Below are 23,629 nucleotides of genomic sequence, written 5' to 3'. Positions count from 1 at the left end.
AACAGTCCGTCGCTCTACCAACTGAGCTATCAGGGAATTGCCTTGAGAGAACGCAATTCTATAAAAACCTGATCAAACCGTCAAGCCCCTGAAGTCAATTTTCAGCGGCCCGACGGAATACATCAGTTATTGCGGGTTTCCACCTGCTGCAACACCACCTCTGCCGGAGCGGCCTGCTCGGCGGCCTGGCGAACTACATCGCGGCGACGCGGGCCAGCCGGCACTTCGACTTGCGGCTGTTCCTGCTGCACCACAGCCTTGGTGGCGACCATAACCAGACCACCCAGGTCAGCCGGCGCTTCAGCTTTGGTTTCCACGGCTTTGGTTTCTACTGCCACTACTGCCGGAGCAAGCTCTACCGGCGCAGCGACAACTTCCACCACTTGCTCGACCACAGCCACCACCGGCTCTGCCGCAACCGGCTCGGCTACTACAGCCACCTCGGCCACAGCAGGCTCAATGCTGAGCGGCTGAACTTCGACAACAGTGCTGACCTGCTCCAATACCACTTCAGGCGCAGCCACGACTGCCGGGGCTTCCGCAGTCACAGCCACTTCGCCAACCGGGGTCGCTTCAATGGCCGGCTGCTCAACAACTGCTGCAGCTGCTGCCGGAGCTACTGGCGATTCGACCTCAACAAGCGGCTCGGCCACTTCGGCAGCGGCAGGCTCAACAGCAGGCTGTACCACCGGCTCGCTCACCACAGCTTCGGCCACTGGTTCTACCGGCTTGATGACTTCCGGCTGCGGCGCGGCTTCCTGGCCAGGCACTGCTTCTACGGCAACAACACCCGCTGCGGCAGCGGCAAGCACTTCACCCGCCTCGCCCAGCGCTGAGGTGTTTTCACCATCCTGCGGTTCGCGACGACGATCACGACGGCCACGACGACGACGACCACGCTCGCCACGCTCTTGCTGCTCGGCCGATTCGGCGGCTGCTTCCACCCCTTCGGCGCCATTCAGCTTGAGCTCTTCCGCGGCATTGGCCTGCGGCTTGTCTGCTTCATTACGCTCGGACTGCGGCTGACGACGACGCGACGGCTTCTCGGCCGCTTGCGGTGCAGCCTGTTCATTACGCTCTTCAGCTTGCGGGCGGGCATTCTGCTCACGCGGCTCGCGGTTTTCACGCGGTTCGCGCTCACGGCGCTGACGCGGCTCGCGCTGCGGCTGTTCGCCACGCTCGGCACGTTCGCTGCGTTCTGCACGCTCCGGACGTTCAGCGCGCTCGGCACGCTCTACGCGCTCCGGACGTTCCTGACGATCCGCACGCTCATTGCGTTGCGGCTGGCGGCGGCCATCCTGACGCTCGCCATCCTGGCGGGCTTCGGTCGGACGCTTGCCAGCGTCTTCACCATGACGACGTTCATTGTGATCACGACGCGCCTGGCTGCCCGGACGACGCTCATTGCCACGCTGGCGGTTGCCATTGCGCTGACCGTCACGCGGCTGGGTGGCGGCTGCCGGCTTTTTCTTTTCGGTTTCTTGCGGAGCAGCTTCCGGCTCGGCAAACAGGCTCTTGACCCAACCGAAGAAACGACCGACCACACCTTGCTCGGCCACTACCGGAGCGGCTACGGCAGCTACTTCAGGCTGACTGGACACCGGGGCCGGCTGCTGCGGGGTGATACCCTTGACGGCGGCTTCCTGACGTTCAACCTTGGGCTTTTCCAGGCCAAAGTTGGTGATGATGTCTTCTTCCTGCACTTCCACGCGCAGATAGCTCGGGCTATCACCCAGTTCGGCCAGATCATCGTGGCGAATACGGGCAATCTTGTAATGCGGCGTTTCCAGATGAATGTTCGGAATCAGCACCACATCCACGTCCAGACGCTCTTCGATGGAGTGGATTTCGGCACGCTTCTCGTTCAGCAGGAAGGTGGCGACATCAACCGGCACCTGGGCATGCACGGCACCGGTGTTTTCCTTCATCGCCTCTTCCTGGATGATGCGCAGGATGTGCAGGGCGGAGGATTCGGCACCACGGATAAAGCCGATGCCATGGCAACGCGGGCAAGGCTCGTGGCTGGTTTCACCCAGCGACGGCTGCAGACGCTGACGCGACAGTTCCAGCAGACCAAAGCGGGACAGCTTGCCCATCTGTACGCGGGCACGGTCGTGCTTCAGTACATCGCGCAGCTTGTTTTCCACTTCACGCTGGTTTTTCGGGTTTTCCATGTCGATGAAGTCGATCACGATCAGACCACCCAGGTCGCGCAGACGCAGCTGGCGGGCGATTTCTTCGGCGGCTTCAACATTGGTGCGCAGGGCGGTTTCTTCGATGTCAGCACCCTTGGTGGAGCGGGCGGAGTTGACGTCGATGGAGACCAGCGCTTCGGTGTGGTCGATCACGATGGCACCACCGGACGGCAGCTGTACGCTGCGCGAGAAGGCGGTTTCGATCTGGTGTTCGATCTGGAAGCGCGAGAACAGCGGTACGTGATCCTTGTACAGCTTGACGCGATGCACCATGTTCGGCATCACGTGGCTCATGAACTGGCGGGCCTGTTCATAGATCTCGTCGGTGTCGATCAGGATTTCGCCGATATCCGGGTGGTAGTAGTCACGGATGGCACGGATGACCAGGCTGCCTTCCTGCAGAATCAGGAAAGGCGCATTCTGCGAGCCGGCCGCACCTTCGATGGCGCGCCACAGCTGCATCAGATAGCCCATGTCCCATTGCAGCTCTTCCAGATTGCGGCCGATACCAGCGGTACGGGCAATCAGGCTCATGCCATTGGGGACTTCCAGCTGGGCCAGCAGATCTTTCAGCTCCTGACGCTCTTCACCCTCGATGCGGCGCGATACGCCACCACCACGCGGGTTGTTGGGCATCAGCACCAGATAGCGGCCAGCCAGGCTGATATAGGTGGTCAGGGCAGCGCCCTTGTTGCCGCGCTCGTCCTTTTCTACCTGAACAACGACTTCCATGCCTTCGCGCAGCACATCCTGAATGCGCGGACGGCCGCCGTCATAGCCCTGAAAATAGGAGCGGGACACTTCCTTGAACGGCAGAAAGCCGTGGCGTTCGGTGCCGTAATCGACAAAGCACGCTTCGAGGGAGGGCTCGATACGGGTGATGATGCCCTTGTAGATATTCCCTTTACGTTGTTCTTTGCCAACGGTTTCGATATCGAGGTCGACCAGCTTTTGCCCGTCGACGATGGCAACGCGCAGCTCTTCAGCCTGCGTTGCATTAAACAACATGCGTTTCATAAACGTTCCCTGCGCAGCACTCACGCAAGGGATGCAGCCAGTATTTGACGGCCCAGAGGCTATTGATGGGCGCTTTCCGAAAGAAGTGTTGGTATAAAGATCATTACAACCGAGATATCAAGCCTACTTCCTGACTAAATTCACACGTGCCCGGGGGTTTGAGCGCATTAGCGCATCGGAAATTTTCTCCCAGCACGCCATCGCGGGCGGGCTGGACAAACTGGAGGGCTGCGTGCCGGGTCAAACTTTGCTGCAAGATCTCCTGACTGGCTCTGCATCAGGAAATGGAATACTCGTGAGTGCGTTATGCGACTAAATGCATTACCATCGCTGCTTTTTGGTGAGCGAGTTAACCTTGGCTGCGGCCGGTTGACGCGGCATCAGGTCAGGGTCAACACCCTGCCGGCCGGTTCACTTTCCCGCAGCAGCATCACGCGGCAATACTGCCTGTGACCATGGCTTTCCGGAACGCTGTCATCGCACTGAAATGTGCGGTCGAGCGCACGAAGTATAAGCAATATGACTGACATTCGCAAAGACTCCGTCACGTTTCTTGACGTGGACGATGGAGATTCCGGCCAAAGGCTGGACAACTTCCTGGTACGCATTCTAAAAGGCGTACCCAAAAGCCATATTTATCGCATCTTGCGCTCGGGTGAAGTCCGGGTGAACAAGGGCCGGATCGACGCGTCCTATCGCATCCAGGCTGGCGACCAGATCCGCATTCCGCCGATCCGCGTGGCCGAGCGCCCGGTCAATGACGTGCCGCCCGGCAGCTTTCCGGTGGTATACGAAGACAATGCCCTGCTGGTGATCGACAAGCCGGCCGGCGTGGCTGTACACGGCGGCAGCGGCGTGTCCTTTGGCGTGATCGAACAACTGCGCAAGGCGCACCCGGACTGGAAGTATCTGGAACTGGTACACCGGCTGGACCGGGAAACCTCCGGCCTGCTGATGCTGGCCAAAAAGCGCTCGGCGCTGGTCAAGCTGCACGACATGATGCGCGCCAATGTCCCGGACAAGCGCTATCTGGCGCTCGGTCTGGGTTCGTGGGACCCGAGCAACAAGAGCGTCAAGCTGCCCTTGTTCAAATTCCACACGGCCGACGGCGAGCGCCGGGTCAAGGTGGCCGAGGGCGATGATGGCCAGTTTGCCCACACCAATTTCAGCATCGTGGAGCGCTTTGCCGACTTCACCCTGGTGGAAGCCCACCTGCGCACCGGCCGCACCCATCAGATTCGCGTGCACATGCAGGCCAGTGGCTGCCCGATTGCCGGCGACGAAAAATACGGTGATTTTGCCTTTAATAAAGAATTGGCCAAACGCGGCCTGAAGCGCATGTTCCTGCATGCCCGCAGCCTGAACCTGCCTCATCCGCTGACCGGTGAGCCACTAAAGCTGGTAGCCCCGCTGCCAGCCGAGCTGGAAGGCTTTCTGAAAAAACTGAGGAACTGATGGCACGCCACTACGACCTGCTGGTTTTTGACTGGGATGGCACGCTGATGGACTCCACGGCACACATCACCCACTCCATCCAGAATGCCTGCCGCGAACTGGGCCTGCCCGTGCCAGACCGTCAGGCAGCCAGCCATGTCATCGGCCTGCGGCTGGACCAGGCCCTGCACCTGGCCTGCCCCGGCCTTGACGATGCCCAGCACAAGGCGCTGACCGAGAGCTTTATCCGCCATTACCGCAGCAGCGACGACGGCGTGACGCTGTTCGACGGCGTGCGGGAAGGCCTGCAAGCCTTGCGTGACAGCGGCGTATTCATGGCGGTGGCCACCGGCAACAGCCGGGTGGGCCTCAATCGCCAGCTGGCCGAAACCGGCCTGGGCCCGCTGTTTGACGCCACCCGCACCGTGGACGAATGCCATTCCAAACCGCACCCGGCCATGCTGCAGGAAATCAGCGACGAACTGGGTGTGGAACTGGCACGCACGGTGATGATTGGCGACACCAGCCACGACCTCAACATGGCACTGAACGCGCGCGCGCATGGCGTGGGGGTCAGCTACGGCGCGCACGACGTGGGACTGCTAGAGGATTGCCAGCCGCAGGTCATCGTCCACAGCTTTGCGGAGTTGCAGCAATGGCTGCTGGCACGGCTAGGCTGATCTGCGCCAGCGCCGACTTGCAGGATAGCGGCCGCGCCGTGCGCTTCGAGCTGGACAGCGCTGACGGCAAGCCGCAGTCCGCCCTGGCCCTGCGCTATCAGGGCAGGGTCTATGGCTATGTGAATGCCTGCCGCCACATCCCCATCGAGCTGGACTTGCAGGATGGTAATGTGTTCGATTTATCCGGACAGTATCTGGTGTGCAGCATGCATGGTGCGCTCTATCTGCCGAATAATGGCCGCTGCGTGGGTGGCCCCTGCCGTGGCCAGAGTCTGCAGCCCCTTCCCTTGCATGAAGCAGATGGCCAAGTGTGGCTGAATGTCATGCCTGACTGAATTTTGCTAGACTGCCGACATTCGCACTCAGGGCAAGCACAATGAACGACACTCCAAACTGGGAACGCCAGCTGGTGGAAAAACTGGCTATGGCCGCTGTGGTGGAACAACGCCGCACACGGCGCTGGAAAATCTTTTTCCGCCTGGTGTGGCTGGGCATCATCGGCAGCCTGCTGGCCTTCGCCTTTTTGCGCAATGAAGACAAATCAGCCGAAGCCCTCACCGGCAGCGGCCACACCGCCGTCATCAGCCTGGATGGCGTGATCGACAGCGAAAACAATACCGCCGAAAAACTGACCGACGCGCTTGAAGACGCCTATGCCGACCACGGCACGCGCGGCATCATCATCGAGGCGAACAGCCCCGGCGGCAGCCCGGTATTATCCGGCATGGCCTACGATGAAATCCGTCGACTGAAAAAGCTACATCCGGCGATTCCGGTCTATGTCACCGTGGAAGAAGTGTGCGCCTCCGGCTGTTACTACATCGCGGCGGCAGCGGACAAGATCTTCGTCGACAAGGCCAGCATCATCGGCTCCATCGGCGTACTGTCCGACGGCTTTGGCTTTACCGGCCTGATGGACAAGCTGGGCGTGGAACGCCGCCTGAAAACAGCAGGCGAAAACAAGGCCATGGGCGATCCTTTCTCGCCCAGCAATCCGAAACAGGAAGCCATCCGTCAGCAGTTGCTGGATGACATCCACCAGCAATTCATCAAGGCGGTGCGCGATGGCCGTGGCAGCCGGCTGAAAAACGACCCGCAGCTATTCTCCGGCATGGTATGGCTAGGCGAAAAGGGCATTCCGCTGGGACTGGCCGACGGCCTGGGCAATACCCGCTCGGTAGCCCGTGACATCATCAAAGCGGAAAAGACGGTGGACTACACCCAGCAGGACGACCTTTCCAGCCGCGTGGCACGCAAGATAGGTGTCGAATTCGCCGGGGGCGTACGCAGCCTGTTCAACACCCGCCTGTTCTGACTACAGCCCTCATCGCGGAGCACATATGGCACGCCGACGCCGCCGACAGGAAGAAGAGCACGAAAACCATGAACGCTGGCTGGTATCCTATGCCGACTTCATCACCCTGCTATTCGCCTTTTTCGTGGTGATGTACGCCATTTCTTCGGTCAACGAGGGCAAGTACCGGGTACTGTCCTCGGCCATCGTCGATGCCTTTCGCAGTGGCTCCACCATCAATATCAATACCACCCCGCCCACCGGCGGGGCCAATACCATGATCCAGGTCCCCCAGACCAAACCGATCGCCAAGGCGGTCACCGGGGATCACCATGTCGAACCGAACCCCAAACTTGGCTCGCTGGCCGCTGACCTGGCCAAGGTAATGGACCCGCTGGTCAAGGGCGGCCAGGTGAACATCACCCAGAGCCCCAAGGGCATTACCGTCGATATCCGTGATACGGCGCTGTTTCCGGTGGGTCAGGCTTCACCCAACGACCAGTCGCGCCAGATCATGTCCGGCATGGCTGCCCTGCTGTCCAAGGTAGACAACCAGATCCGGGTGGAAGGCTTTACCGACAACGTGCCAATCAAAACCTCTACCTACCCATCCAACTGGGAACTGTCGGCAGCCCGCGCCGGTAGCGTGGTACGACTGTTTCAGGAAAGCGGTATCAGCCCGGCCAGACTGGTCGCCGTAGGACGGGGCGAAAACCTGCCGGTGGCTGACAACACCACGCCAGATGGCCGCGCCACCAACCGTCGCGTGTCAATTACCGTGCTGGCCGAAGACCAGAACGAGGCGGAAGTGCTGCCATCGCAGCCCTCCACCACCCCTGCCCCGGCTGCCGTTCCTGCCGGCAAATAGTCAGACGCCCACACAATACCAATTCAGGAGGAGCCCATGACCACCCCGCTATCCGCCACTGCGCTGGAACAGCTGTTTCACAATGCCCGCAGTCACAGCCACTGGCAGCAACGCCCGGTGAGTGACGAAACCCTGCACCAGCTGTTTGACCTGCTCAAGCTCTGCCCCACCAGCGCCAATTGTTCTCCCGCCCGCTTTGTCTTCCTCAAGACTGCTGCGGCCAAGGAAAGGCTGCGCCCCTTCCTGATGGAAGGTAATGTCGACAAGACCATGGCCGCGCCGGTATGCGTGATCGTGGCGCAGGACATGCAGTTTTATGAGCACCTGCCGCGACTGTTTCCGCACGCCGACGCCAAGAGCTGGTTTGCAGGCAACGATGCCGCCATTGCCGCCACCGCCGCCCGCAACAGCACACTGCAAGGTGCTTACCTGATCATGGCCGCGCGCTCGCTGGGACTGGACTGCGGTCCGATGTCGGGTTTTGACAATGCGGGGGTGAATGGCGAGTTTTTTGCCGATGGCCGCTGCCAGTCCAACTTCCTGATCAACCTGGGCTATGGCGAAGCCGGCAAGCTGCATGCGCGCTCACCGCGCTTCGGTTTTGACGAAGCCTGCCAGATACTCTGACATAGCGTAAGCGGGCGTGGATTTGACCATGGTGCTTCGGCTCCCGGCCATTGCCCGGTTATACTAGCGGGCAAATTCACCCCGGAGACGCTCATGCTCTACCCGCTTCTGCGCCCTCTGCTGTTCAGATTTGACGCAGAAACCGCCCACGAACAAACCCTGCAGCTACTGGACAAGGCTCACCAGTTGCGCCTGCTTGGCCTGGCCGCTCCGGCCGTGACCCGGTCTCCGGTCAAGGCCATGGGCCTGACCTTTCCCAATGCGGTGGGTCTGGCTGCTGGCCTCGACAAGAATGGCGATCATATCGATGCGCTGGCGGCACTGGGCTTCGGCTTTCTGGAAATCGGCACCATCACCCCGCGCCCGCAGGATGGCAACCCCAAGCCACGCCTGTTCCGCGTACCGGAGCATCAGGGCATCATCAACCGCATGGGTTTCAACAACCGTGGCGTCGATGTACTGCTCGACAATGTGCGCAACTGCCGCTTCAACGGCGTGCTGGGCATCAATATCGGCAAGAACGCCGTCACTCCGATTGAAAACGCAGTAGACGACTACCTGATCTGCCTGGACAAGGTTTATGCCTACGCCAGCTACATCACGGTCAACATCTCCTCGCCCAATACCAAGAACCTGCGCCAGCTGCAGCAAGGCGACGAACTGTCGCGCCTGCTGGCTGCACTCAAGACCCGCCAGCAGCAACTGGCCGAGCAGCATGGCCGCTACGTGCCGCTGGCGGTGAAGATCGCCCCGGATCTGGACGACGAACAGATTGCCGACATTGCCCGCCTGCTGACCGAGCACAAGATCGATGGCGTCATCGCCACCAATACCACGCTGTCGCGTAGCGAGATCGCCGGGCACCCGCTGCAGGACGAAGCCGGCGGCCTGTCCGGCGCACCGGTGCGCGAGCGCTCGACGCAACTGATCCGCAAGCTGGCGCGTGAACTAGACGGCAGCCTGCCCATCATAGGGGTAGGCGGCATTCTCAGTGGTGAAGATGCAGTAGAAAAGCTGCAAGCCGGCGCCACACTGGTACAGCTTTACAGCGGCCTGATCTATCAGGGACCACCGCTGATCGCCCAGTGCAGCCAGGCCATCGCCCGCCACCTGCAACAACAAACCCGCAATTGACATCCCAGGGAGGATATATGTTCAACAAGATGACTCGCCTTGTAATGCTTGGCAGCCTGTCGCTGGGCCTGCTCTCCGGCTGCGCCACCTCCGACTCCGCCGCCGTCTACTCCAAGGGGCAGATGCGCCAGGCGCAGACCGTACAGCTGGGTAGCGTGGTATCGGTCAACAACGTCAAGATGGAAGGCCAGAACAATGAACTGCTGACACTGGGCGGTGCCGCACTGGGCGGCCTGGCCGGCAGCAATATCGGCGGCGGCAAGGGTGCCATCGCCGGTGGCATCGTCGGTGCACTGGCTGGTGGCTTCGGTGCCAATGCCGCGCAGCGCAGCATGGGTGGCAAGAATGCACTGGAAGTGACCGTCAAGCTCGATGGCAGCGGCCGCATGATTTCCATCGTGCAGGACGCCGACATTCCGCTGACAGCCGGTCAGCGCGTTCGCGTACTGACCGGTGGCGGCAACGACCGGGTGGTACCTTACTGATCGCTGTCTGGCTGCAATACGCAAAACAGGCTGACCATGGTCAGCCTGTTTTCATTACCGGCCTGGTCAATCCGGCCTACTCCATTGCCACCCAGCAGCCATCTTGCAGCTGCTCCAGCGGCCGGTACTGCGACTTGTAGGCCATCTTGCGGCAATCAGCAATCCAGTAACCCAGATACAGATAGGGCAGCTGCCAAGCCCGCGCCAGCTCCACCTGCCACAACACATTGAACACGCCATAGCCCGCTTGGGCATCCTGCGGGTCGTAAAAGGTGTACACCGCCGACAGGCCGTCGGCCAGCCGGTCGATCAGGCTGACCATTTTCAGCTCGCCATCCAGCCGGAACTCCGCCAGCAGGCTGTCCACGCCGCTTTTGAGAATGAACTCGGAATACTGCTGCACATTATCCTCAGCCATGCCACCACCGGCATGACGCGACTGCTGGTAGTCGTGGTACAGCTGGTAATGATCCTGACGGAACTCCAGCGGCAATAGCTGCACCTCCATGCCCTGCAAGCGCTTCCAGCCACGCCGCTGGCTGCGGTTGGGCGCGAAGGTCGCCACTGGCAGCCGTACCGGCACGCAAGCCTGGCAGCTGTCGCAATAAGGCCGGTAGGTATACAGACCACTGCGGCGGAAACCCAGCCTCACCAACTGACTGTAAACCGCAGCATCAATGGCTTCGGCAGGAATAGCCACTTGCGAGCGCGCCTGGCGACCGTCCAGATAACTGCAGGCGTAAGGGGCGGTAGCATAAAAATGAATGGCAACCGCCGGTCCGGCATCACGATGGCTCATGGTCGAAACAATAGTTCCACATGCTGTCCGCCTGGGGTTCAAGCGTCTTGTTCTTCAGAGTAGCAATAAATTCAGCCCTTGGAATCAGCGTCGCACCCAGGCTGGCCAGATGCGGGGTATGCATCTGGCAGTCGATCATCTCCACGCCTTGCGCCTGCAAGTGGCGAGCCATGTGGACAAAGGCGATTTTGGAGGCATCCGTGCGGCGGGAGAACATCGATTCACCATAAAACATTCGCCCCAGGGCCACACCATACAAGCCGCCTACCAGTTCGCCATCCATCCATACCTCGAAAGAATGCGCGGCCCCGATCTGATGCAGACGACAATAAGCCTCCACCATGGGCTGGATGATCCAGGTACCGGCAGCCCCGGCGCGCGGCGCGGCACAGGCTTCCATCACTTGTCGGAAAGCCGTGTCCAGCGTCACCCGGTAATGGCGATTGCGCAGTGTCTTGTCCAGCGAACGGCTGACACGCAGCTGCGGCGGGAATAGCACCATGCGCTGGGAAGGCGACCACCACAAAATGGGTTCGCCTGCAGAAAACCACGGAAAGATGCCCTGGGAGTACCCCAGCAGCAGGCGCGCCGGCGACAGGTCGCCGCCAGCAGCCAACAGACCGTCCGGTTCGGCCAATGCGCTGCGAACCGGAGGAAAAACCAGCTCGTGTCCGAGCCAGGGAATCATTACTTGCTGCCGGTTTTGCCCTGGCAGCTCAGGCATTCGCCGTACAGATACAGCGCGTGTTCGGCAATGCGAAAGCCGTGCTGCTCGGCGATGCGGTCCTGCAAGGCCTCGATTTCAGGATCGAAGAATTCCATCACGCTGCCGCACTTCACGCACACCATGTGGTCGTGGTGACCACCCTGGTTGAGCTCGTACACGGCCTTGCCGGATTCGAAATGGTGGCGTACCAGAATGCCGGCCTGCTCGAACTGGGTGAGCACGCGGTAAATGGTGGCCAGACCGATGTCGATATTCTCGGCCAGCAGTTTGCGATAGACATCTTCGGCCGACAGGTGGCGATCGTCGGTCATCTCGAACAGGTCGAGAATTTTCAGACGCGGGCCGGTGGCTTTCAGGCCGATATCTTTAAGGTGACTGGCTTTGCTCATCGTGATATAAATTAGGTCGATTTTTGAAGCATGATAAAGCCTTTTGCCGGCTTTGCCTAACACCGCCAGTTAAATATAATCCTCAGCCCATCGGAGTCTCATGCGCGCCCTGATCATCGCTGCCGTCATCGCCCTCTCCGGCTGCACCTCCATGAATCCCATCAACTGGATTACCCCCCACAAGATGGAAATCCAGCAAGGCAACTATGTCACTGAAGATGCCGTGGCCAAGCTCAAGCCCGGCATGACCCGCTCCCAGGTACGATTCCTGCTGGGCACCCCCTTGCTGACCGATTCTTTCCACAACAACCGCTGGGACTATCCATATCAGGACACCAAGCAGGGCAAGCTGGTCGACAAGAAACTGCTGACCGTTTTCTTTGAAGGCGACAGCATGGTACGGGTAGAAGGCACGGCACAGCCGGCCGAGCGCGCCATTCTGCCGCTTGATGCCTCTGCCCCCGCCCAGCTGGCCCAGCCTGCTGCCCAGGAAGCCCCCAAGCAATGAGTGAACTGAATATCGTCATCGTCGGCGCTGCCGGCCGCATGGGCCGCACGCTGATCGAATCCGTACTGGCCACCCCCGGCGCACGTCTGCACGCTGCGGTTGATCGTGCTGCTTCCGACTTCATCGGTCAGGATGCCGGCCTGTTCATCGGCCAGCAGACCGGGGTCAGGATTTCCAGCGACTTTGCCGCCGCGCTGTCCGGTGCGGATGTGGTCATCGACTTTACCCGCCCGGAAGCCACGCTGGATTATCTGCAACAGTGCCAGCAGCACGGCGTGCAGATGATCATCGGCACCACTGGTTTTGATGATGCCGGCAAGGCTGCCATCAAGGCGGCTAGCGAAAAAATCGGCATCGTGTTTGCCTCCAACTTCAGCGTCGGGGTGAACCTTACCTTCAAGCTGCTGGACATGGCGGCACGGGTGCTCAACGAAGGCTACGATATCGAGATCACCGAGGCACACCATCGCTTCAAGGTGGATGCACCTTCCGGCACCGCGCTGCGCATGGGCGAAGTAATTGCCGACGCCCTGGGCCGCGACCTCAAGGAATGCGCGGTATATGGCCGTGAAGGGGTGACCGGCGAACGCGATCCCAACACCATCGGCTTTGCCACCGTGCGGGCCGGAGATGTGGTGGGCGACCATACCGTGCTGTTCGCCACCCTGGGCGAACGGGTGGAAATCACCCACAAGGCGTCCAGCCGCGCCACCTTTGCCAACGGTGCCGTGCGTGCCGCCAAATGGCTGTCGGCCAAGCCCTCCGGCCTGTTCGACATGCAGGATGTACTGGGCCTGCGCTAAGGCCTGCGGGAGTCTGGCCGCCCGGCCGACTCCCTCCCCCGCTGATGATCCGCCTCTCCCTGCTCTGCCAGTGCCTGCTGGTTGCCCTGTTACTGACTTGCCTCGGTTCGCTGCTGCACGGCAGCGGGATTGTCTGGGCCATGCTGCATGGCAATCAAACGCTGCCGGCACTGCAACTACAGCTACTGCTGCAGCTACGCCTGCCACGACTGCTGGTCGCCATCTGCAGCGGCATGCTGCTGAGCAGTGCCGGGGCCGCCATTCAGGCTCGCTTTCGCAATCCGCTGGCCGAACCGGGCCTGCTCGGCATCTATAGCGGCGCGGCTCTGGCCGCTGCGCTGGCACTGAGCCTGGGCGCCGGCATCTTGCCGGTTTCGCTGGCCGGCTTTGCCGGCAGCCTGCTGACGCTGTGGCTGATTCGCCTGCTGGCCTCCCCCAATGGCAATGGCAGCCGGCTGATTCTGTCCGGCGTGGCCATCTCCGCCTTGCTGGGCAGTTTGCTGACCCTGTTGATCACCACCTTGCCGGATGGCGCCCTGCGCAGCATCACCTTCTGGCTGATGGGCAGTTTCTCCAATGCCGAATGGCCGCAGGCCTGGCTGCTACTACTGGCCACGCCGCTGGTCTGGCTGGGCTTGTTCCGTCAATGGCGCTTGCTTAATGCCCTGCAACTGGGCGAGGCCACGGCCTTTCATCTGGGTTTTGACATCCGTCGTGGCGCATGGCTAGTGGTCTGCCTTGCCTCCATTGCGGCCGGCGTAGTGGTGTCCAGCTGCGGCATGATCGGCTTTGTCGGCCTGTTGGCACCGCACCTGACCCGGCTATTGACGGGCAGCGACGCCCGCCGCCTGCTGCTGGCTGCCCCACTGCTGGGTGCCTGGCTGACCGTCAGTGCCGACTGGCTGGCACGCAGCCTGCTGGCACCCGCAGAGCTGCCGGTTGGTGTCATCACCAGCCTGCTGGGTGCACCGTTTTTCCTGTGGCTGCTGCGACGAGAACAGGAGTCACCGCGTGCTTGAACTGGAGCAGGTATCCTTGCAGCGTGCGGGCAAGCGGCTGCTCTGGCAGGTCTCGCTACAAGCGGTTCCCGGTGAATTGTGCGTCATCCTCGGCCCCAATGGCGCGGGCAAGAGCACCCTGCTGCAAGTGATGTCGGGCTATCTGCGTCCGGACAGTGGCCGTGTCCGGCTAGGCGGGCAGGACACGGTGGGGCTAAGCGCGGCACGGCTGGCCAGCCTGCGCGCGGTGGTGGAGCAGCAAACCACCGTACCATCCGGCTGGCGGGTGAGTGAGCTGGTCGCGGCTGGCAGTTATTTTGCGGCCCCCGGGCAACAAGCTGCGGCCATGGCGCAGGCGCTGACCTTAACTGATACCAGCAGGCTGGCCCAGCGCCGGCTCGATAGCCTTTCCGGTGGCGAGGTACAACGTGCCCATCTGGCACGGGCACTCTGCCAGCTATTGGCCTCCACCCAGCCTGAACGCTATTTATTGCTGGATGAGGCCACGGCTGCACTGGACTTCGCCATTGCCGACAGCCAGATGGCGCAATGGCGGCAGCTGGCGCAGGACTTGCACATCGGCGTGGTGGCGGTGGTGCACGACCTGAACCTGGCGCTGCGCCATGCCGACCGTGTCTTGCTGCTGCAGGATGGCTGCAGCATCGCCTTTGGCCGCACCGCCGACATCATGCAACAAGCGCGGCTGGAAGCCATTTACGGTATCCGCCTGGCAGAATTGATCAGCCCGGATGCTGGCATCCGGGCCTTTGTCCCGCACACGACGCGCTGATCGGCTACAGCCGCTGTAATTCCAGGTTGGACTTCACTTCGAAACGCTGGGTAATGCTGCCATCGCTATCGGCACTTTCCAGCCGCACATCAAAACCCCACAAGCGTCCCACATGCTTGAGCACTTCCTGCGCACTGCCCTCGTCCAGCGGGCGGCGATTGTGCATGGTATGGCGCAGCGTCAGGCTGCGGTCACCACGCACATTCACCGACCACACCTGGATGTTCGGTTCGCGCGAGCCCAGATTGTATTGCTCGGCCAGCTTGCTGCGGATATCGCGATAACCCATTTCATCGTGGATGGCCGACACTTCCAGCTTGTCTTCATGGTCGTCGTCGCGAATGGAGAACATGCGGAAATCGCGAATCAGCTTGGGCGACAGGTATTGCGAAATAAAGCTTTCGTCCTTGAAATTCTTCATGGCGAATTCCAGCGAGCTACGCCAGTCGGTACCGGCCAGATCGGGAAACCAGGCCTTGTCCTCGTCCGTGGGGGCTTCGCAGATGCGCTTGATGTCCTGGTACATGGAAAAGCCCAGGGCATAGGGGTTGATGCCGTTATACCAGCGCGCCGTCACCGGTGGCTGGTACACCACATTGGTGTGGCTCTGCAAAAACTCCATCATGAAGCCATCGGTCACCAGGCCCTTGTCGTACAGCCGGTTGAGAATGGTGTAGTGCCAGAAAGTGGCCCACCCCTCGTTCATCACCTGGGTTTGCCGTTGCGGGTAGAAATACTGCGCCACCTTGCGCACGATGCGTACCAGTTCGCGCTGCCACGGCTCCAGCAGTGGCGCGGATTTTTCGATGAAGTACAGCAGGTTTTCCTGCGGTTCGGCCGGAAAGCGCGCTGGTTCGCGGTTGGCATCGTCCTTGTCCCGCTTGGGAATGGTGCGCCACAGATCGTTGACCTGCATTTGCAGATATTGCTCGCGCTCCTCCTGCCGTGCTTGCTCCTTGGCCAACGACAGCTTCTGCGGCCGCTTGTAGCGGTCCACGCCGTAGTTCATCAGCGCATGGCAGGAGTCCAGCAACATTTCCACTTCGTCGATGCCATAGCGCTCCTCGCATTTGCTGATGTAGGACTTGGCAAATACCAGATAGTCGACAATGGCCGAGGCGTCGGTCCAGGCGCGGAACAGGTAATTGCCCTTGAAAAAACTGTTGTGACCATAGGCGGCATGGGCAATCACCAGCGCCTGCATGGTCATGGAGTTTTCTTCCATCAGGTAGGCAATGCAGGGGCTGGAGTTGATGACGATCTCGTAGGCCAGCCCCATCTGGCCGCGCTTGTAGCTTTTTTCGGTGGCGACAAAGTGCTTGCCGAAGCTCCAGTGATGGTAGTTAACCGGCATGCCCACCGAGGAGTAGGCATCCATCATCTGTTCGGCGGTAATCACTTCCAGCTGGTTGGGATAGACATCCAGCTGGAATTCATCCACGGCGATCTTGCGGATTGCGCGGTCGTATTCTTCGATCAGGTCGAAGGTCCATTCGGACCCGGTGGAAATGGGTGTCATGCTGCATTCCCCTTGGCGGCCGGCCCTGGCACTCAGGCGCGCGTGGCTGGCTGGCGTTTGAACAGCTCCCGGAAGACCGGATAAATATCGGAGGCCGAGCGGATTTTCTGCATGGCGAAATGCCGCTGACGTTCCTTGACCTTGAGGTACTCGTACCAGAGGTTTTGCGGCTCGCCTTCGGTGATTTCGATGTAGGCGAAATACTGGCAATAGGGCAGCAGTTGTTCGTCCATGATGCGGCCGCAATTGGCCGAATCGCTGTCCCAGTTGTCGCCATCCGAAGCCTGGGCGGCATAGATGTTCCACTCGCTGCCGCTATAGCGCTTCTTGACGATGTCCGCCATCAGGTTGAGCGCCGAGGACACCACCGTCCCGCCGCTTTCACGCGAATGGAAGAAGTCTTCTTCATTCACTTCCACCGCACTGGTGTGATGGCGGATGAACACCACTTCGATCTTGTCGTAGTTCCGCTGCAAGAACAGGTAAAGCAGGATGAAGAAGCGCTTGGCCATGTCCTTTTTCTGCTCGTCCATTGAACCGGACACATCCATGATGCAGAACATCACCGCCTGGCTGGTGGGCTTGGGCTGCTTGATGCGATTGTTGTAGCGCAGATCGAAGGGATCGATGAAGGGGATGCTGGCCAGCTTTTCGCGCAGCAGGTGGATGCGCTTGCGCTGGTCGCGCACTTCCAGCGCGCTTTCCTCATCCGACTCCAGCAACTGGTCCAGATCTTCCTCGGCCTCGCCCAGGCTGGCCAGGGTCGGCGCAGCCATGGCCACCCGCCGCGCCAGCGCGCCACGCAGAGAGCGCACGATGCTGATATTGGCCGGCGTGCCATCATTGGTATAGCCGGCACGTACCTGCTTGAGCTCTTCCACGCCCATCAGCTGGGTCTTGATCAGATTGGGCAGGGCCAGGTCGTCGAAGAACACATTGAGGAATTCTTCACGCGACAGCTCGAACACGAAGTCGTCCTCACCCTCACCATCCTGGCTGGCCTTACCCCCACCCCCACCGCCCCCGCCGCCTTGCGGGCGTTGAATGCGATCCCCCCGAATGAATTCCTCATTGCCCGGATGCACCTGCTCACGCACCCCGCCCTGGCCATGATGAAATACCGGCTCGGAAATATCCTTGACCGGAATGGAGACTTTCTCGCCGCTCTCGATATCGGTGATACTGCGCCCCTTCACCGCACGCGAAACGGCTTCCTTGATCTGCGCCTTGAAACGGCGCAAGAAACGCTCGCGGTTGACCGCGGACTTGTTCTTGCCGTTCAGGCGTCTGTCTATGATGTGGGACATGGCAACCTCGCTGTTGTCTCCTGCGGCCCGCTAGGTCGACCAACACGACCACTGCTTCGTCCACCCGCAGCTATCCGGGCCAAGCCGGACCCTATCCTTTTAGACAGGCCGGACCAGAATCGGTGCCGGACGGCCGCGTGTCACCACGCGGCTGCCGACGCTTGCTCAGGAGGACTTGCGTACCCGCAGATACCATTCGCACAGCAGACGAACCTGCTTGGCGGTGTAGCCCTTTTCCACCATGCGGTTGACGAAGTCTTCGTGCTTCTTGGCATCTTCCACGCTGGCCTTGGCATTGAAGGAAATCACCGGCAGCAGCTCTTCGGTATTGGAGAACATCTTCTTCTCGATTACCGTGCGCAGCTTTTCATAGCTGGTCCAGGTCGGGTTCTTGCCACCATTATTGGCCCGGGCGCGCAGCACGAAATTGACGATTTCGTTGCGGAAGTCCTTGGGATTGGAAATCCCCGCCGGTTTTTCGATCTTTTCCAGCTCGCCATTGAGCGAGGTACGGTCGAAGATTTCGCCGGTGTCCTGATCGCGGTATTCCTGGTCCTGAATCCAGTAGTCGGCGAAGGTGACATAGCGGTCGAAAATGTTCTGGCCGTATTCCGAGTAGCTTTCCAGATAAGCGGTCTGGATCTCCTTGCCAATGAACTCCACATACTTGGGCGCCAGATACTCTTTCAGGAAGGTCAGATATTTCTGCTCCTGCTCGGCCGGGAACTGCTCGCGCTCCACCTGCTGTTCCAGCACATACAGCAGATGCACCGGGTTGGCCGCCACTTCCTGATTATCAAAGTTGAACACCTTGGACAGGATCTTGTAGGCAAAGCGGGTCGACAGACCGTTCATGCCTTCGTCCACCCCGGCATAGTCGCGGTATTCCTGCAGCGACTTGGCCTTGGGATCGGTGTCTTTCAGATTGTCGCCGTCGTACACCTGCATCTTGCTGAAGAGGCTGGAGTTTTCTGTTTCTTTCAGCCGCGACAGAATGGCAAACTGCGCCATCATCTTCAGCGTTCCCGGTGCGCAGGGTGCATTGCCCAGGGACGAGTTGCGGATCAGCTTGTCGTAGATCTTGATCTCTTCGGTCACCCGCAGGCAGTACGGCACCTTGACGATGTAGATACGATCGAGGAAGGCCTCGTTGTTCTTGTTGTTGCGGAACTGCTTCCACTCCGATTCATTGGAGTGGGCCAGCACGATGCCGTCAAAAGGAATCGCGCCAAAGCCCTCGGTACCCTTGAAATTGCTTTCCTGGGTGGCGGTCAGCAGCGGATGCAGCACCTTGATCGGCGCCTTGAACATTTCCACGAATTCCAGCAGACCCTGGTTGGCCAGGCAGAGGCCACCGGAGTAGCTGTAGGCATCCGGGTCGTCCTGGGCATACTTTTCCAGTTTGCGGATGTCCACCTTGCCCACCAGCGAGCTAATGTCCTGGTTGTTTTCGTCGCCCGGCTCGGTCTTGGCCACGGCGATCTGCCGCAGCACCGACGGATAGCGCTTCACTACCTTGAACTGGCCGATGTCGCCGTTGAACTCATGCAGCCGTTTCACTGCCCACGGGCTGGGAATGGTCTTGAGATAACGGCGCGGAATGCCGAATTCTTCCTCCAGAATGGCACCGTCCTCTTCCACATTGAACAGGCCCAGCGGCGACTCGTTCAGCGGGCTGCCTTTCAGGCAATAGAAGGGCACCTGCTCCATCAGCTCTTTCAGCTTTTCGGCAATCGACGATTTGCCACCGCCCACCGGCCCCAGCAGGTAGAGAATCTGTTTCTTCTCTTCCAGCCCCTGGGCGGCATGGCGGAAATAGGCCACCACCTGCTCGATCACTTCCTCGGTACCGTAAAACTCGCGGAAGGCGGGATAGACCTTGATGACCTTGTTGGAAAAGATGCGCGACAGACGCTGGTCGTGACGGGTATCCACCAGTTCCGGTTCGCCAATGGCGGCCAGCATGCGCTCGGAAGCCGTGGCATAAGCAGCTGGATCTCGTTTGCAGATCTCCAGATACTCCTGAATGGTGTATTCCTCTTCACGCGTCTTGTCGTAACGGGAGGCGTAGTGGCTCAAGATGTCCGGGTGCATGGCTCTCTCCTGGCTGGTTGCAGGGGCGCGCACGGCGTGCATGGCGCACCCGCATTCCCCTGGCAAAATTTAGAGTACTGACTGGTTTTCAGGTTCTCTTTTTCTGGGTATAGCACATGCGCTGGAGAGCAAGAATAAAAGCGAGGCAATCAGGACTTTCGACATAACCGCCTAGTAAGTCACTGAATTTTATTGAGAAATATCTTGATATGACCAAAGAAAAAACTAAGGTGTTAAATTCGCCACTGGCATTTTAAAAAAATAAATCTTTTAAATCATGCACATAGAAAAACATCAACCAGCCAGGGCAAGCTGAAAGAATAATGTATCAATTTGCAAGCAGATGTTTCAGCTCTTGCGCTCGATAATGCGCGTGCCGATTTCATACACCTGCCCACGCTTGACCTCATTGCAGCGGCGCACTTCCACCTCGGCTTCCAGCGGCTTGCCCGGCAAACCACCCACTGCGGGGGCCAGCACAATGACTGACAAGCGTTCGCCATGCTGTGGAACGTAGGAAGAGCGAAAGGCCATGCCGTCTACCGACAGGTCGACACATTCGCCATAGTGGGTTTCGCCGGTGTGCAGCGAGCGGATGCGGGCCTTGCAACCCATCTGCAAGCGGCGCGCACCACGGCGTTCATGATAGGGGTCAAACGGCGGCACCGGGCAGTCTCCCATCCAGGTAGGCAGCCAGCCAGTGCAGGCCGACAATGGATTTGCTATCGCAGATTTCACCGGACAGCGCCATCTGCATCACCTGCTCCAGCGGCAGGGTCAACACTTCGAGAAACTCGCCTTCGTCCAGCTGCCGTTCACCGGCTTGCAGCCCTTCGGCCAGGTAATAGCTGATCTGCTCGTTAGAATAACCAATGCAGGGATAGGCGGTACCCAGATAACGCCAGCTGGCCGCCTGGTAGCCGGTTTCTTCCAGCAGCTCGCGGCGCGCCGTCTGCTCCGGGGCTTCGTTGGGATCGATCTTGCCGGCAGGAATCTCCAGAAACACCCGGCCGGCCGGGTAGCGGTATTGCCGCTCCAGCACCAGTTGCCGGTCCGGCGTCAGCGCCAGGATGGCCACGGCACCAGGATGCAGGATGTACTCGCGGCTGGCGTGAGACTCATCCGGCAGCAGTACCTTGTCCTTGTGTACCTTGAGAAAGCCACCCTCATACACCAGCTCCGACTGCAGTTTCTTTTCAACAAGATCCACGTGCTGCCTTTCTGTTTTTCCAGTTTCGAACCACGGCACAGCGCCAGCCCAGCATCACCAAGACATAGCCGCACAAGGCCAGCCCCAGCCCCATGACCAGCAAACCGAGCAACAAAGGCCAGCCCAGCGACAGTAACCAGTGCGCCAGCTGCAGCGCCCACTGCTCAAGCGGCAGCGCCTCCCAGGATGGAGGCTGGCTCATTGTACCTGCAGCCGGGTCGCCCAGTAACAGCAGTCCACAGGAATAAGCGAGAAAATAAAGCGGCAGGATGGTAAGCGGATTGCTATACAGCGTGGCCAGCAAGGCTGCCGGCAGATTGACGCGCAGGCACAGCGCCAGCAGCAAGGTGGCCAGCCGCTTGGGCGGCCCCGGCAGCAAACCGGTGAGCAGGCCAAGTGCCACGCCTTGCGCCACCTTGCGCCGCTGCACGGCCCAGCAGGCTGGCTGGTCCAGCCAGCGTCCCAGCCAGCCCAGCCCCGGACGGCTCAACAGCTGGTGGCGGTAAGCACTGAGACGGCGAATTTTTGTCCGCAAGCAAGACATGGCCAGCCACTTTCCCGTTGTCGTAATGCCACACCACCAGGGGGGCGCAGGTAAAAGGGGTTGTCAAACGCCACGGAATAAATTAAACAAGCGTTTGAATTAAGTGGACACAACATCATCACCCTGCCCACACCAGCTATTCGACCCGGAAAACCCGGGCAGCGCAACCAACAGGAGAGACCCCATGCCCGCATACAAAGCCCCGCTGCGCGACTTTGACTTTGTGCTCAACGAACTGATCAAGGTACAGGACATCATCCCCGCCCTGCCCGGCTACGAGGAAGCCACCCAGGACATCTTTACCTCCTATCTGGAAGCCGCTGCCCAGTTTTGTGAAAGCGAACTGGCCCCGCTGAACCGCCAGGCCGACGAAGAAGGCTGCCAGTTTGACCCCAGCACCAAGGCGGTCACCACCCCGCCGGGCTTCAAGGAAGCCTACAAACAATATTGCGAACTGGGTTTCCCGGCACTGGACTGTGACCCCACTTACGGTGGCCAGGGCATGCCCAAATCACTGGCCTTCCCGGTCATGGAAATGCAGTGCTCGTCCAATGTGGCCTGGTCGATGTATCCCGGCCTGTCGCATGGCGCTTATGCGGCCATCCACGCCCACGGTACCCCCGAGCAGAAGGCCACTTACCTGCCGCGTCTGGTGGATGGCAGCTGGACCGGCACCATGTGCCTGACCGAACCGCATTGCGGCACCGACCTGGGTCTGCTGAAAACCCGTGCCGAGCCCAATGGCGATGGCAGCTACAGCATTACCGGCACCAAGATCTTCATCTCCGCCGGCGAACACGACATGTCCGACAACATCATCCACCTGGTGCTGGCCCGTTTGCCGGATGCGCCCAAGGATGTGAAGGGGATTTCGCTGTTCATCGTGCCGAAGTACCACGCCGACGGCAGCCGCAATCCGGTAGCCTGCGGCAGCCTGGAACACAAGATGGGCATCAAGGCCAATGCCACGGCGGTGATCAATCTGGATGGTGCCAAAGGCTATCTGATTGGCGAAGCCAACAAGGGCCTGTCCTGCATGTTCACCATGATGAATGCGGCGCGTCTGGGCTGCGGCATGCAGGGTCTGGGCATTGGCGAAGCCTCGTTCCAGGGTGCGCTGGCCTATGCCCGCGAGCGTTTGCAAATGCGTGCGCTCACCGGAGCCAAATGTCCGGACAAGGCAGCCGACCCCATCATCGTGCATCCGGACGTGCGCCGCATGCTGCTGACCCAGAAAGCCTATACCGAGGCCGGCCGCGCACTGACTGCCCTGCTCGCCCTGCAACTGGACATCGAGGACAAGCACCCGGATGCCGCCGCCCGCCAGGATGCGGCCGATCTGGTCGCCCTGCTCACGCCGGTGGCCAAGGCCTTCATGACCGACAATGGCTATGAGGCTGCCAATATGGGCATGCAGGTGTTCGGTGGCCACGGTTTCATTCGTGAATGGGGCATGGAACAACTGGTACGCGACTGCCGTATCTCGCAGATTTACGAAGGCACCAATGGCATCCAGGCCATCGACCTGCTGGGCCGCAAGGTATTGCTGGATCAGGGCCAGAAGCTGCGCAAGTTTACCAAGCAGATTCACCAGTTCTGCCAGGCCAATGAAGGCAATGACAAGCTGGCCGAGTACATCGCGCCATTGGCCAGGCTGATGAAGGACGTAGGCGAGGTGACCATGGGCATCGGCATGGCCAGCCTGCAGAACAAGGACGAAGCCGGTGCAGCCGCCACCGACTATCTGCGCCTGATCGGCCATCTGAGCTATGCCTGGCTCTGGGCACGCATGGCAGAAGTGGCGCACGCCAGCCTGGGCCAGGGCGATGATGCCTTCTACCAGGCCAAGATTGCCACCGGCCGCTTCTACATGGCCAAGCTCTTCCCGGAAGTGCACACCCTGCTCGCCCGCATCAAGGGCGGTGCCGCGCCGCTGATGGCGCTGGATGAGGAACACTTCGCCTTCTGATTGCTTGTTCGACTCCACTGATACGGCCCTGCGGGGCCGTTTTTTTATTGGCTGCCGATACCATGACCAGGAAAAATCCAGACAAAAAAAAGCCCGGCATGCCGGGCTTATGAATAAAGGAATGAAAAAAAGAGAGCTCGTACTCTCGTTTTTCATTCTAATCAAAACCATTCCGACCTGCCATGCTTTTTGCATGCGGTGTTATCAAGACAAAAAACCCGCATCAGTCACTGATGCG

22 protein-coding genes and 1 pseudogene are annotated in these 23,629 nt (G+C 60.1%); 13 read left to right on the top strand and 10 right to left on the bottom strand.

Features of this window, described 5'->3' with window-relative positions:
- Positions 1–122: 122 nt before the first annotated feature.
- Positions 123–3,212: an Rne/Rng family ribonuclease gene (locus tag EAY64_RS01045; RefSeq protein ID WP_103522931.1), complete on the bottom strand. Its 3,090-nt coding sequence runs from the start codon at positions 3,210–3,212 to the stop codon at positions 123–125.
- A 519-nt stretch (positions 3,213–3,731) separates the two neighbouring features.
- On the opposite strand from EAY64_RS01045, the gene EAY64_RS01040 reads away from it, so the two are divergent.
- The 8 genes from EAY64_RS01040 (at position 3,732) to EAY64_RS01005 (ending at position 9,734) form a co-directional block, all read left to right on the top strand.
- Positions 3,732–4,667, top strand: a complete 936-nt coding sequence (locus EAY64_RS01040; protein WP_103522930.1) for an RluA family pseudouridine synthase — start codon at positions 3,732–3,734, stop codon at positions 4,665–4,667.
- Complete coding sequence (locus EAY64_RS01035) at positions 4,667–5,326, top strand: HAD-IA family hydrolase (RefSeq protein ID WP_103522929.1); 660 nt, start codon at positions 4,667–4,669, stop codon at positions 5,324–5,326. The genes EAY64_RS01040 and EAY64_RS01035 overlap by 1 nt, the downstream gene beginning before the upstream one ends.
- Positions 5,302–5,661 carry a Rieske (2Fe-2S) protein gene (locus tag EAY64_RS01030; protein ID WP_103522928.1) on the top strand — a complete coding sequence of 120 codons (360 nt, stop codon included), beginning with the start codon at positions 5,302–5,304 and terminating at the stop codon, positions 5,659–5,661. The genes EAY64_RS01035 and EAY64_RS01030 overlap by 25 nt, the downstream gene beginning before the upstream one ends.
- A gap of 41 nt (positions 5,662–5,702) precedes the next feature.
- Positions 5,703–6,641, top strand: a complete 939-nt coding sequence (locus tag EAY64_RS01025) for a S49 family peptidase (RefSeq protein WP_103522927.1) — start codon at positions 5,703–5,705, stop codon at positions 6,639–6,641.
- A 25-nt stretch (positions 6,642–6,666) separates the two neighbouring features.
- Positions 6,667–7,488, top strand: coding sequence for a flagellar motor protein MotD (gene motD / locus EAY64_RS01020; protein ID WP_103522926.1), 822 nt, complete (start codon positions 6,667–6,669; stop codon positions 7,486–7,488).
- A 36-nt stretch (positions 7,489–7,524) separates the two neighbouring features.
- Positions 7,525–8,115: a malonic semialdehyde reductase gene (locus tag EAY64_RS01015; RefSeq protein ID WP_103522925.1), complete on the top strand. Its 591-nt coding sequence runs from the start codon at positions 7,525–7,527 to the stop codon at positions 8,113–8,115.
- A 93-nt stretch (positions 8,116–8,208) separates the two neighbouring features.
- A complete protein-coding gene (locus tag EAY64_RS01010) occupies positions 8,209–9,249 on the top strand; it encodes a quinone-dependent dihydroorotate dehydrogenase (protein WP_103522924.1) in 1,041 nt (346 codons plus the stop codon).
- 29 nt (positions 9,250–9,278) lie between these two features.
- Positions 9,279–9,734 carry an outer membrane lipoprotein gene (locus EAY64_RS01005; RefSeq protein ID WP_226034296.1) on the top strand — a complete coding sequence of 152 codons (456 nt, stop codon included), beginning with the start codon at positions 9,279–9,281 and terminating at the stop codon, positions 9,732–9,734.
- 76 nt (positions 9,735–9,810) lie between these two features.
- Here EAY64_RS01005 and EAY64_RS01000 read toward each other — a convergent pair whose 3' ends face one another.
- The 3 genes from EAY64_RS01000 to fur are packed head-to-tail and all read right to left on the bottom strand — an operon-like array spanning position 9,811 to position 11,649.
- Positions 9,811–10,533: an arginyltransferase gene (locus EAY64_RS01000; protein ID WP_103522922.1), complete on the bottom strand. Its 723-nt coding sequence runs from the start codon at positions 10,531–10,533 to the stop codon at positions 9,811–9,813.
- Positions 10,520–11,221, bottom strand: coding sequence for a leucyl/phenylalanyl-tRNA--protein transferase (aat, locus tag EAY64_RS00995; protein ID WP_103522921.1), 702 nt, complete (start codon positions 11,219–11,221; stop codon positions 10,520–10,522). The genes EAY64_RS01000 and aat overlap by 14 nt, the downstream gene beginning before the upstream one ends.
- Positions 11,221–11,649: a ferric iron uptake transcriptional regulator gene (gene fur, locus EAY64_RS00990; protein WP_059286148.1), complete on the bottom strand. Its 429-nt coding sequence runs from the start codon at positions 11,647–11,649 to the stop codon at positions 11,221–11,223. Before fur ends, aat begins: the two co-directional genes overlap by 1 nt.
- 100 nt (positions 11,650–11,749) lie before the next feature.
- Here fur and EAY64_RS00985 point away from each other — a divergent pair, with 100 nt between their 5' ends.
- The 4 genes and pseudogenes from EAY64_RS00985 to EAY64_RS00970 all read left to right on the top strand — a co-directional run.
- On the top strand, positions 11,750–12,157 hold the full coding sequence (locus EAY64_RS00985; RefSeq protein ID WP_103522920.1) for an outer membrane protein assembly factor BamE: 408 nt from the start codon (positions 11,750–11,752) through the stop codon (positions 12,155–12,157).
- Entirely contained in the window at positions 12,154–12,960 is an 807-nt protein-coding gene (gene dapB / locus EAY64_RS00980; protein ID WP_103522919.1) for a 4-hydroxy-tetrahydrodipicolinate reductase, read from the top strand. Before EAY64_RS00985 ends, dapB begins: the two co-directional genes overlap by 4 nt.
- Before the next feature lie 44 nt (positions 12,961–13,004).
- Positions 13,005–13,979: a FecCD family ABC transporter permease gene (locus EAY64_RS00975; protein ID WP_158604590.1), complete on the top strand. Its 975-nt coding sequence runs from the start codon at positions 13,005–13,007 to the stop codon at positions 13,977–13,979.
- Positions 13,980–14,031: 52 nt separating this feature from the next.
- Positions 14,032–14,748, top strand: a pseudogene (locus tag EAY64_RS00970) (ATP-binding cassette domain-containing protein); the annotation flags it as partial.
- Between the two features lie 4 nt (positions 14,749–14,752).
- Here EAY64_RS00970 and EAY64_RS00965 read toward each other — a convergent pair.
- The 6 genes from EAY64_RS00965 to EAY64_RS00940 all read right to left on the bottom strand — a co-directional run bounded on the left by EAY64_RS00965 (position 14,753) and on the right by EAY64_RS00940 (position 21,413).
- Positions 14,753–16,267, bottom strand: coding sequence for a SpoVR family protein (locus EAY64_RS00965; protein ID WP_103522916.1), 1,515 nt, complete (start codon positions 16,265–16,267; stop codon positions 14,753–14,755).
- Between the two features lie 32 nt (positions 16,268–16,299).
- On the bottom strand, positions 16,300–17,574 hold the full coding sequence (locus EAY64_RS00960; protein WP_059287232.1) for a YeaH/YhbH family protein: 1,275 nt from the start codon (positions 17,572–17,574) through the stop codon (positions 16,300–16,302).
- Between the two features lie 165 nt (positions 17,575–17,739).
- Positions 17,740–19,668, bottom strand: a complete 1,929-nt coding sequence (locus EAY64_RS00955) for a PrkA family serine protein kinase (protein ID WP_103522915.1) — start codon at positions 19,666–19,668, stop codon at positions 17,740–17,742.
- A 348-nt stretch (positions 19,669–20,016) separates the two neighbouring features.
- Positions 20,017–20,334 (bottom strand): PilZ domain-containing protein, encoded by a 318-nt coding sequence (locus EAY64_RS00950; protein ID WP_226034297.1) that lies wholly within the window; start codon positions 20,332–20,334, stop codon positions 20,017–20,019.
- Positions 20,321–20,878 carry an NUDIX domain-containing protein gene (locus tag EAY64_RS00945; protein WP_103522913.1) on the bottom strand — a complete coding sequence of 186 codons (558 nt, stop codon included), beginning with the start codon at positions 20,876–20,878 and terminating at the stop codon, positions 20,321–20,323. The genes EAY64_RS00950 and EAY64_RS00945 overlap by 14 nt, the downstream gene beginning before the upstream one ends.
- The gene (locus EAY64_RS00940; RefSeq protein WP_411267240.1) at positions 20,865–21,413 is read right to left on the bottom strand and encodes a DUF2062 domain-containing protein; all 549 of its coding nucleotides are present in this window, start codon (positions 21,411–21,413) and stop codon (positions 20,865–20,867) included. Before EAY64_RS00940 ends, EAY64_RS00945 begins: the two co-directional genes overlap by 14 nt.
- 193 nt (positions 21,414–21,606) lie before the next feature.
- Here EAY64_RS00940 and EAY64_RS00935 point away from each other — a divergent pair, with 193 nt between their 5' ends.
- Positions 21,607–23,391, top strand: coding sequence for an acyl-CoA dehydrogenase C-terminal domain-containing protein (locus tag EAY64_RS00935; protein WP_103522911.1), 1,785 nt, complete (start codon positions 21,607–21,609; stop codon positions 23,389–23,391).
- Positions 23,392–23,629 lie beyond the last annotated feature (238 nt).

The organism is Aquitalea palustris, from assembly GCF_003693445.1.
GTDB lineage: Bacteria > Pseudomonadota > Gammaproteobacteria > Burkholderiales > Chromobacteriaceae > Aquitalea > Aquitalea palustris.
Note: the sequence above shows the minus strand (reverse complement) of the source record. Positions and strands in the feature narration are given on the sequence as shown.

What these genes read in the sequence shown, in the direction of transcription:
- EAY64_RS01010 (WP_103522924.1), top strand. Translation starts at nt 8,209, where the DNA reads ATGCTCTACCCGCTTCTGCGCCCTCTGCTGTTCAGATTTGACGCAGAA.
- EAY64_RS00935 (WP_103522911.1), top strand. Translation starts at nt 21,607, where the DNA reads ATGCCCGCATACAAAGCCCCGCTGCGCGACTTTGACTTTGTGCTCAAC.
- motD (WP_103522926.1), top strand. Translation starts at nt 6,667, where the DNA reads ATGGCACGCCGACGCCGCCGACAGGAAGAAGAGCACGAAAACCATGAA.
- EAY64_RS01015 (WP_103522925.1), top strand. Translation starts at nt 7,525, where the DNA reads ATGACCACCCCGCTATCCGCCACTGCGCTGGAACAGCTGTTTCACAAT.
- EAY64_RS01045 (WP_103522931.1), bottom strand. Translation starts at nt 3,212, where the DNA reads ATGAAACGCATGTTGTTTAATGCAACGCAGGCTGAAGAGCTGCGCGTT.
- EAY64_RS01000 (WP_103522922.1), bottom strand. Translation starts at nt 10,533, where the DNA reads ATGAGCCATCGTGATGCCGGACCGGCGGTTGCCATTCATTTTTATGCT.
- fur (WP_059286148.1), bottom strand. Translation starts at nt 11,649, where the DNA reads ATGAGCAAAGCCAGTCACCTTAAAGATATCGGCCTGAAAGCCACCGGC.
- EAY64_RS01040 (WP_103522930.1), top strand. Translation starts at nt 3,732, where the DNA reads ATGACTGACATTCGCAAAGACTCCGTCACGTTTCTTGACGTGGACGAT.
- EAY64_RS01005 (WP_226034296.1), top strand. Translation starts at nt 9,279, where the DNA reads ATGACTCGCCTTGTAATGCTTGGCAGCCTGTCGCTGGGCCTGCTCTCC.
- EAY64_RS01030 (WP_103522928.1), top strand. Translation starts at nt 5,302, where the DNA reads ATGGCTGCTGGCACGGCTAGGCTGATCTGCGCCAGCGCCGACTTGCAG.
- EAY64_RS00955 (WP_103522915.1), bottom strand. Translation starts at nt 19,668, where the DNA reads ATGCACCCGGACATCTTGAGCCACTACGCCTCCCGTTACGACAAGACG.
- aat (WP_103522921.1), bottom strand. Translation starts at nt 11,221, where the DNA reads ATGATTCCCTGGCTCGGACACGAGCTGGTTTTTCCTCCGGTTCGCAGC.
- EAY64_RS00965 (WP_103522916.1), bottom strand. Translation starts at nt 16,267, where the DNA reads ATGACACCCATTTCCACCGGGTCCGAATGGACCTTCGACCTGATCGAA.
- dapB (WP_103522919.1), top strand. Translation starts at nt 12,154, where the DNA reads ATGAGTGAACTGAATATCGTCATCGTCGGCGCTGCCGGCCGCATGGGC.
- EAY64_RS00975 (WP_158604590.1), top strand. Translation starts at nt 13,005, where the DNA reads ATGATCCGCCTCTCCCTGCTCTGCCAGTGCCTGCTGGTTGCCCTGTTA.
- EAY64_RS01035 (WP_103522929.1), top strand. Translation starts at nt 4,667, where the DNA reads ATGGCACGCCACTACGACCTGCTGGTTTTTGACTGGGATGGCACGCTG.
- EAY64_RS00960 (WP_059287232.1), bottom strand. Translation starts at nt 17,574, where the DNA reads ATGTCCCACATCATAGACAGACGCCTGAACGGCAAGAACAAGTCCGCG.
- EAY64_RS00985 (WP_103522920.1), top strand. Translation starts at nt 11,750, where the DNA reads ATGCGCGCCCTGATCATCGCTGCCGTCATCGCCCTCTCCGGCTGCACC.
- EAY64_RS01025 (WP_103522927.1), top strand. Translation starts at nt 5,703, where the DNA reads ATGAACGACACTCCAAACTGGGAACGCCAGCTGGTGGAAAAACTGGCT.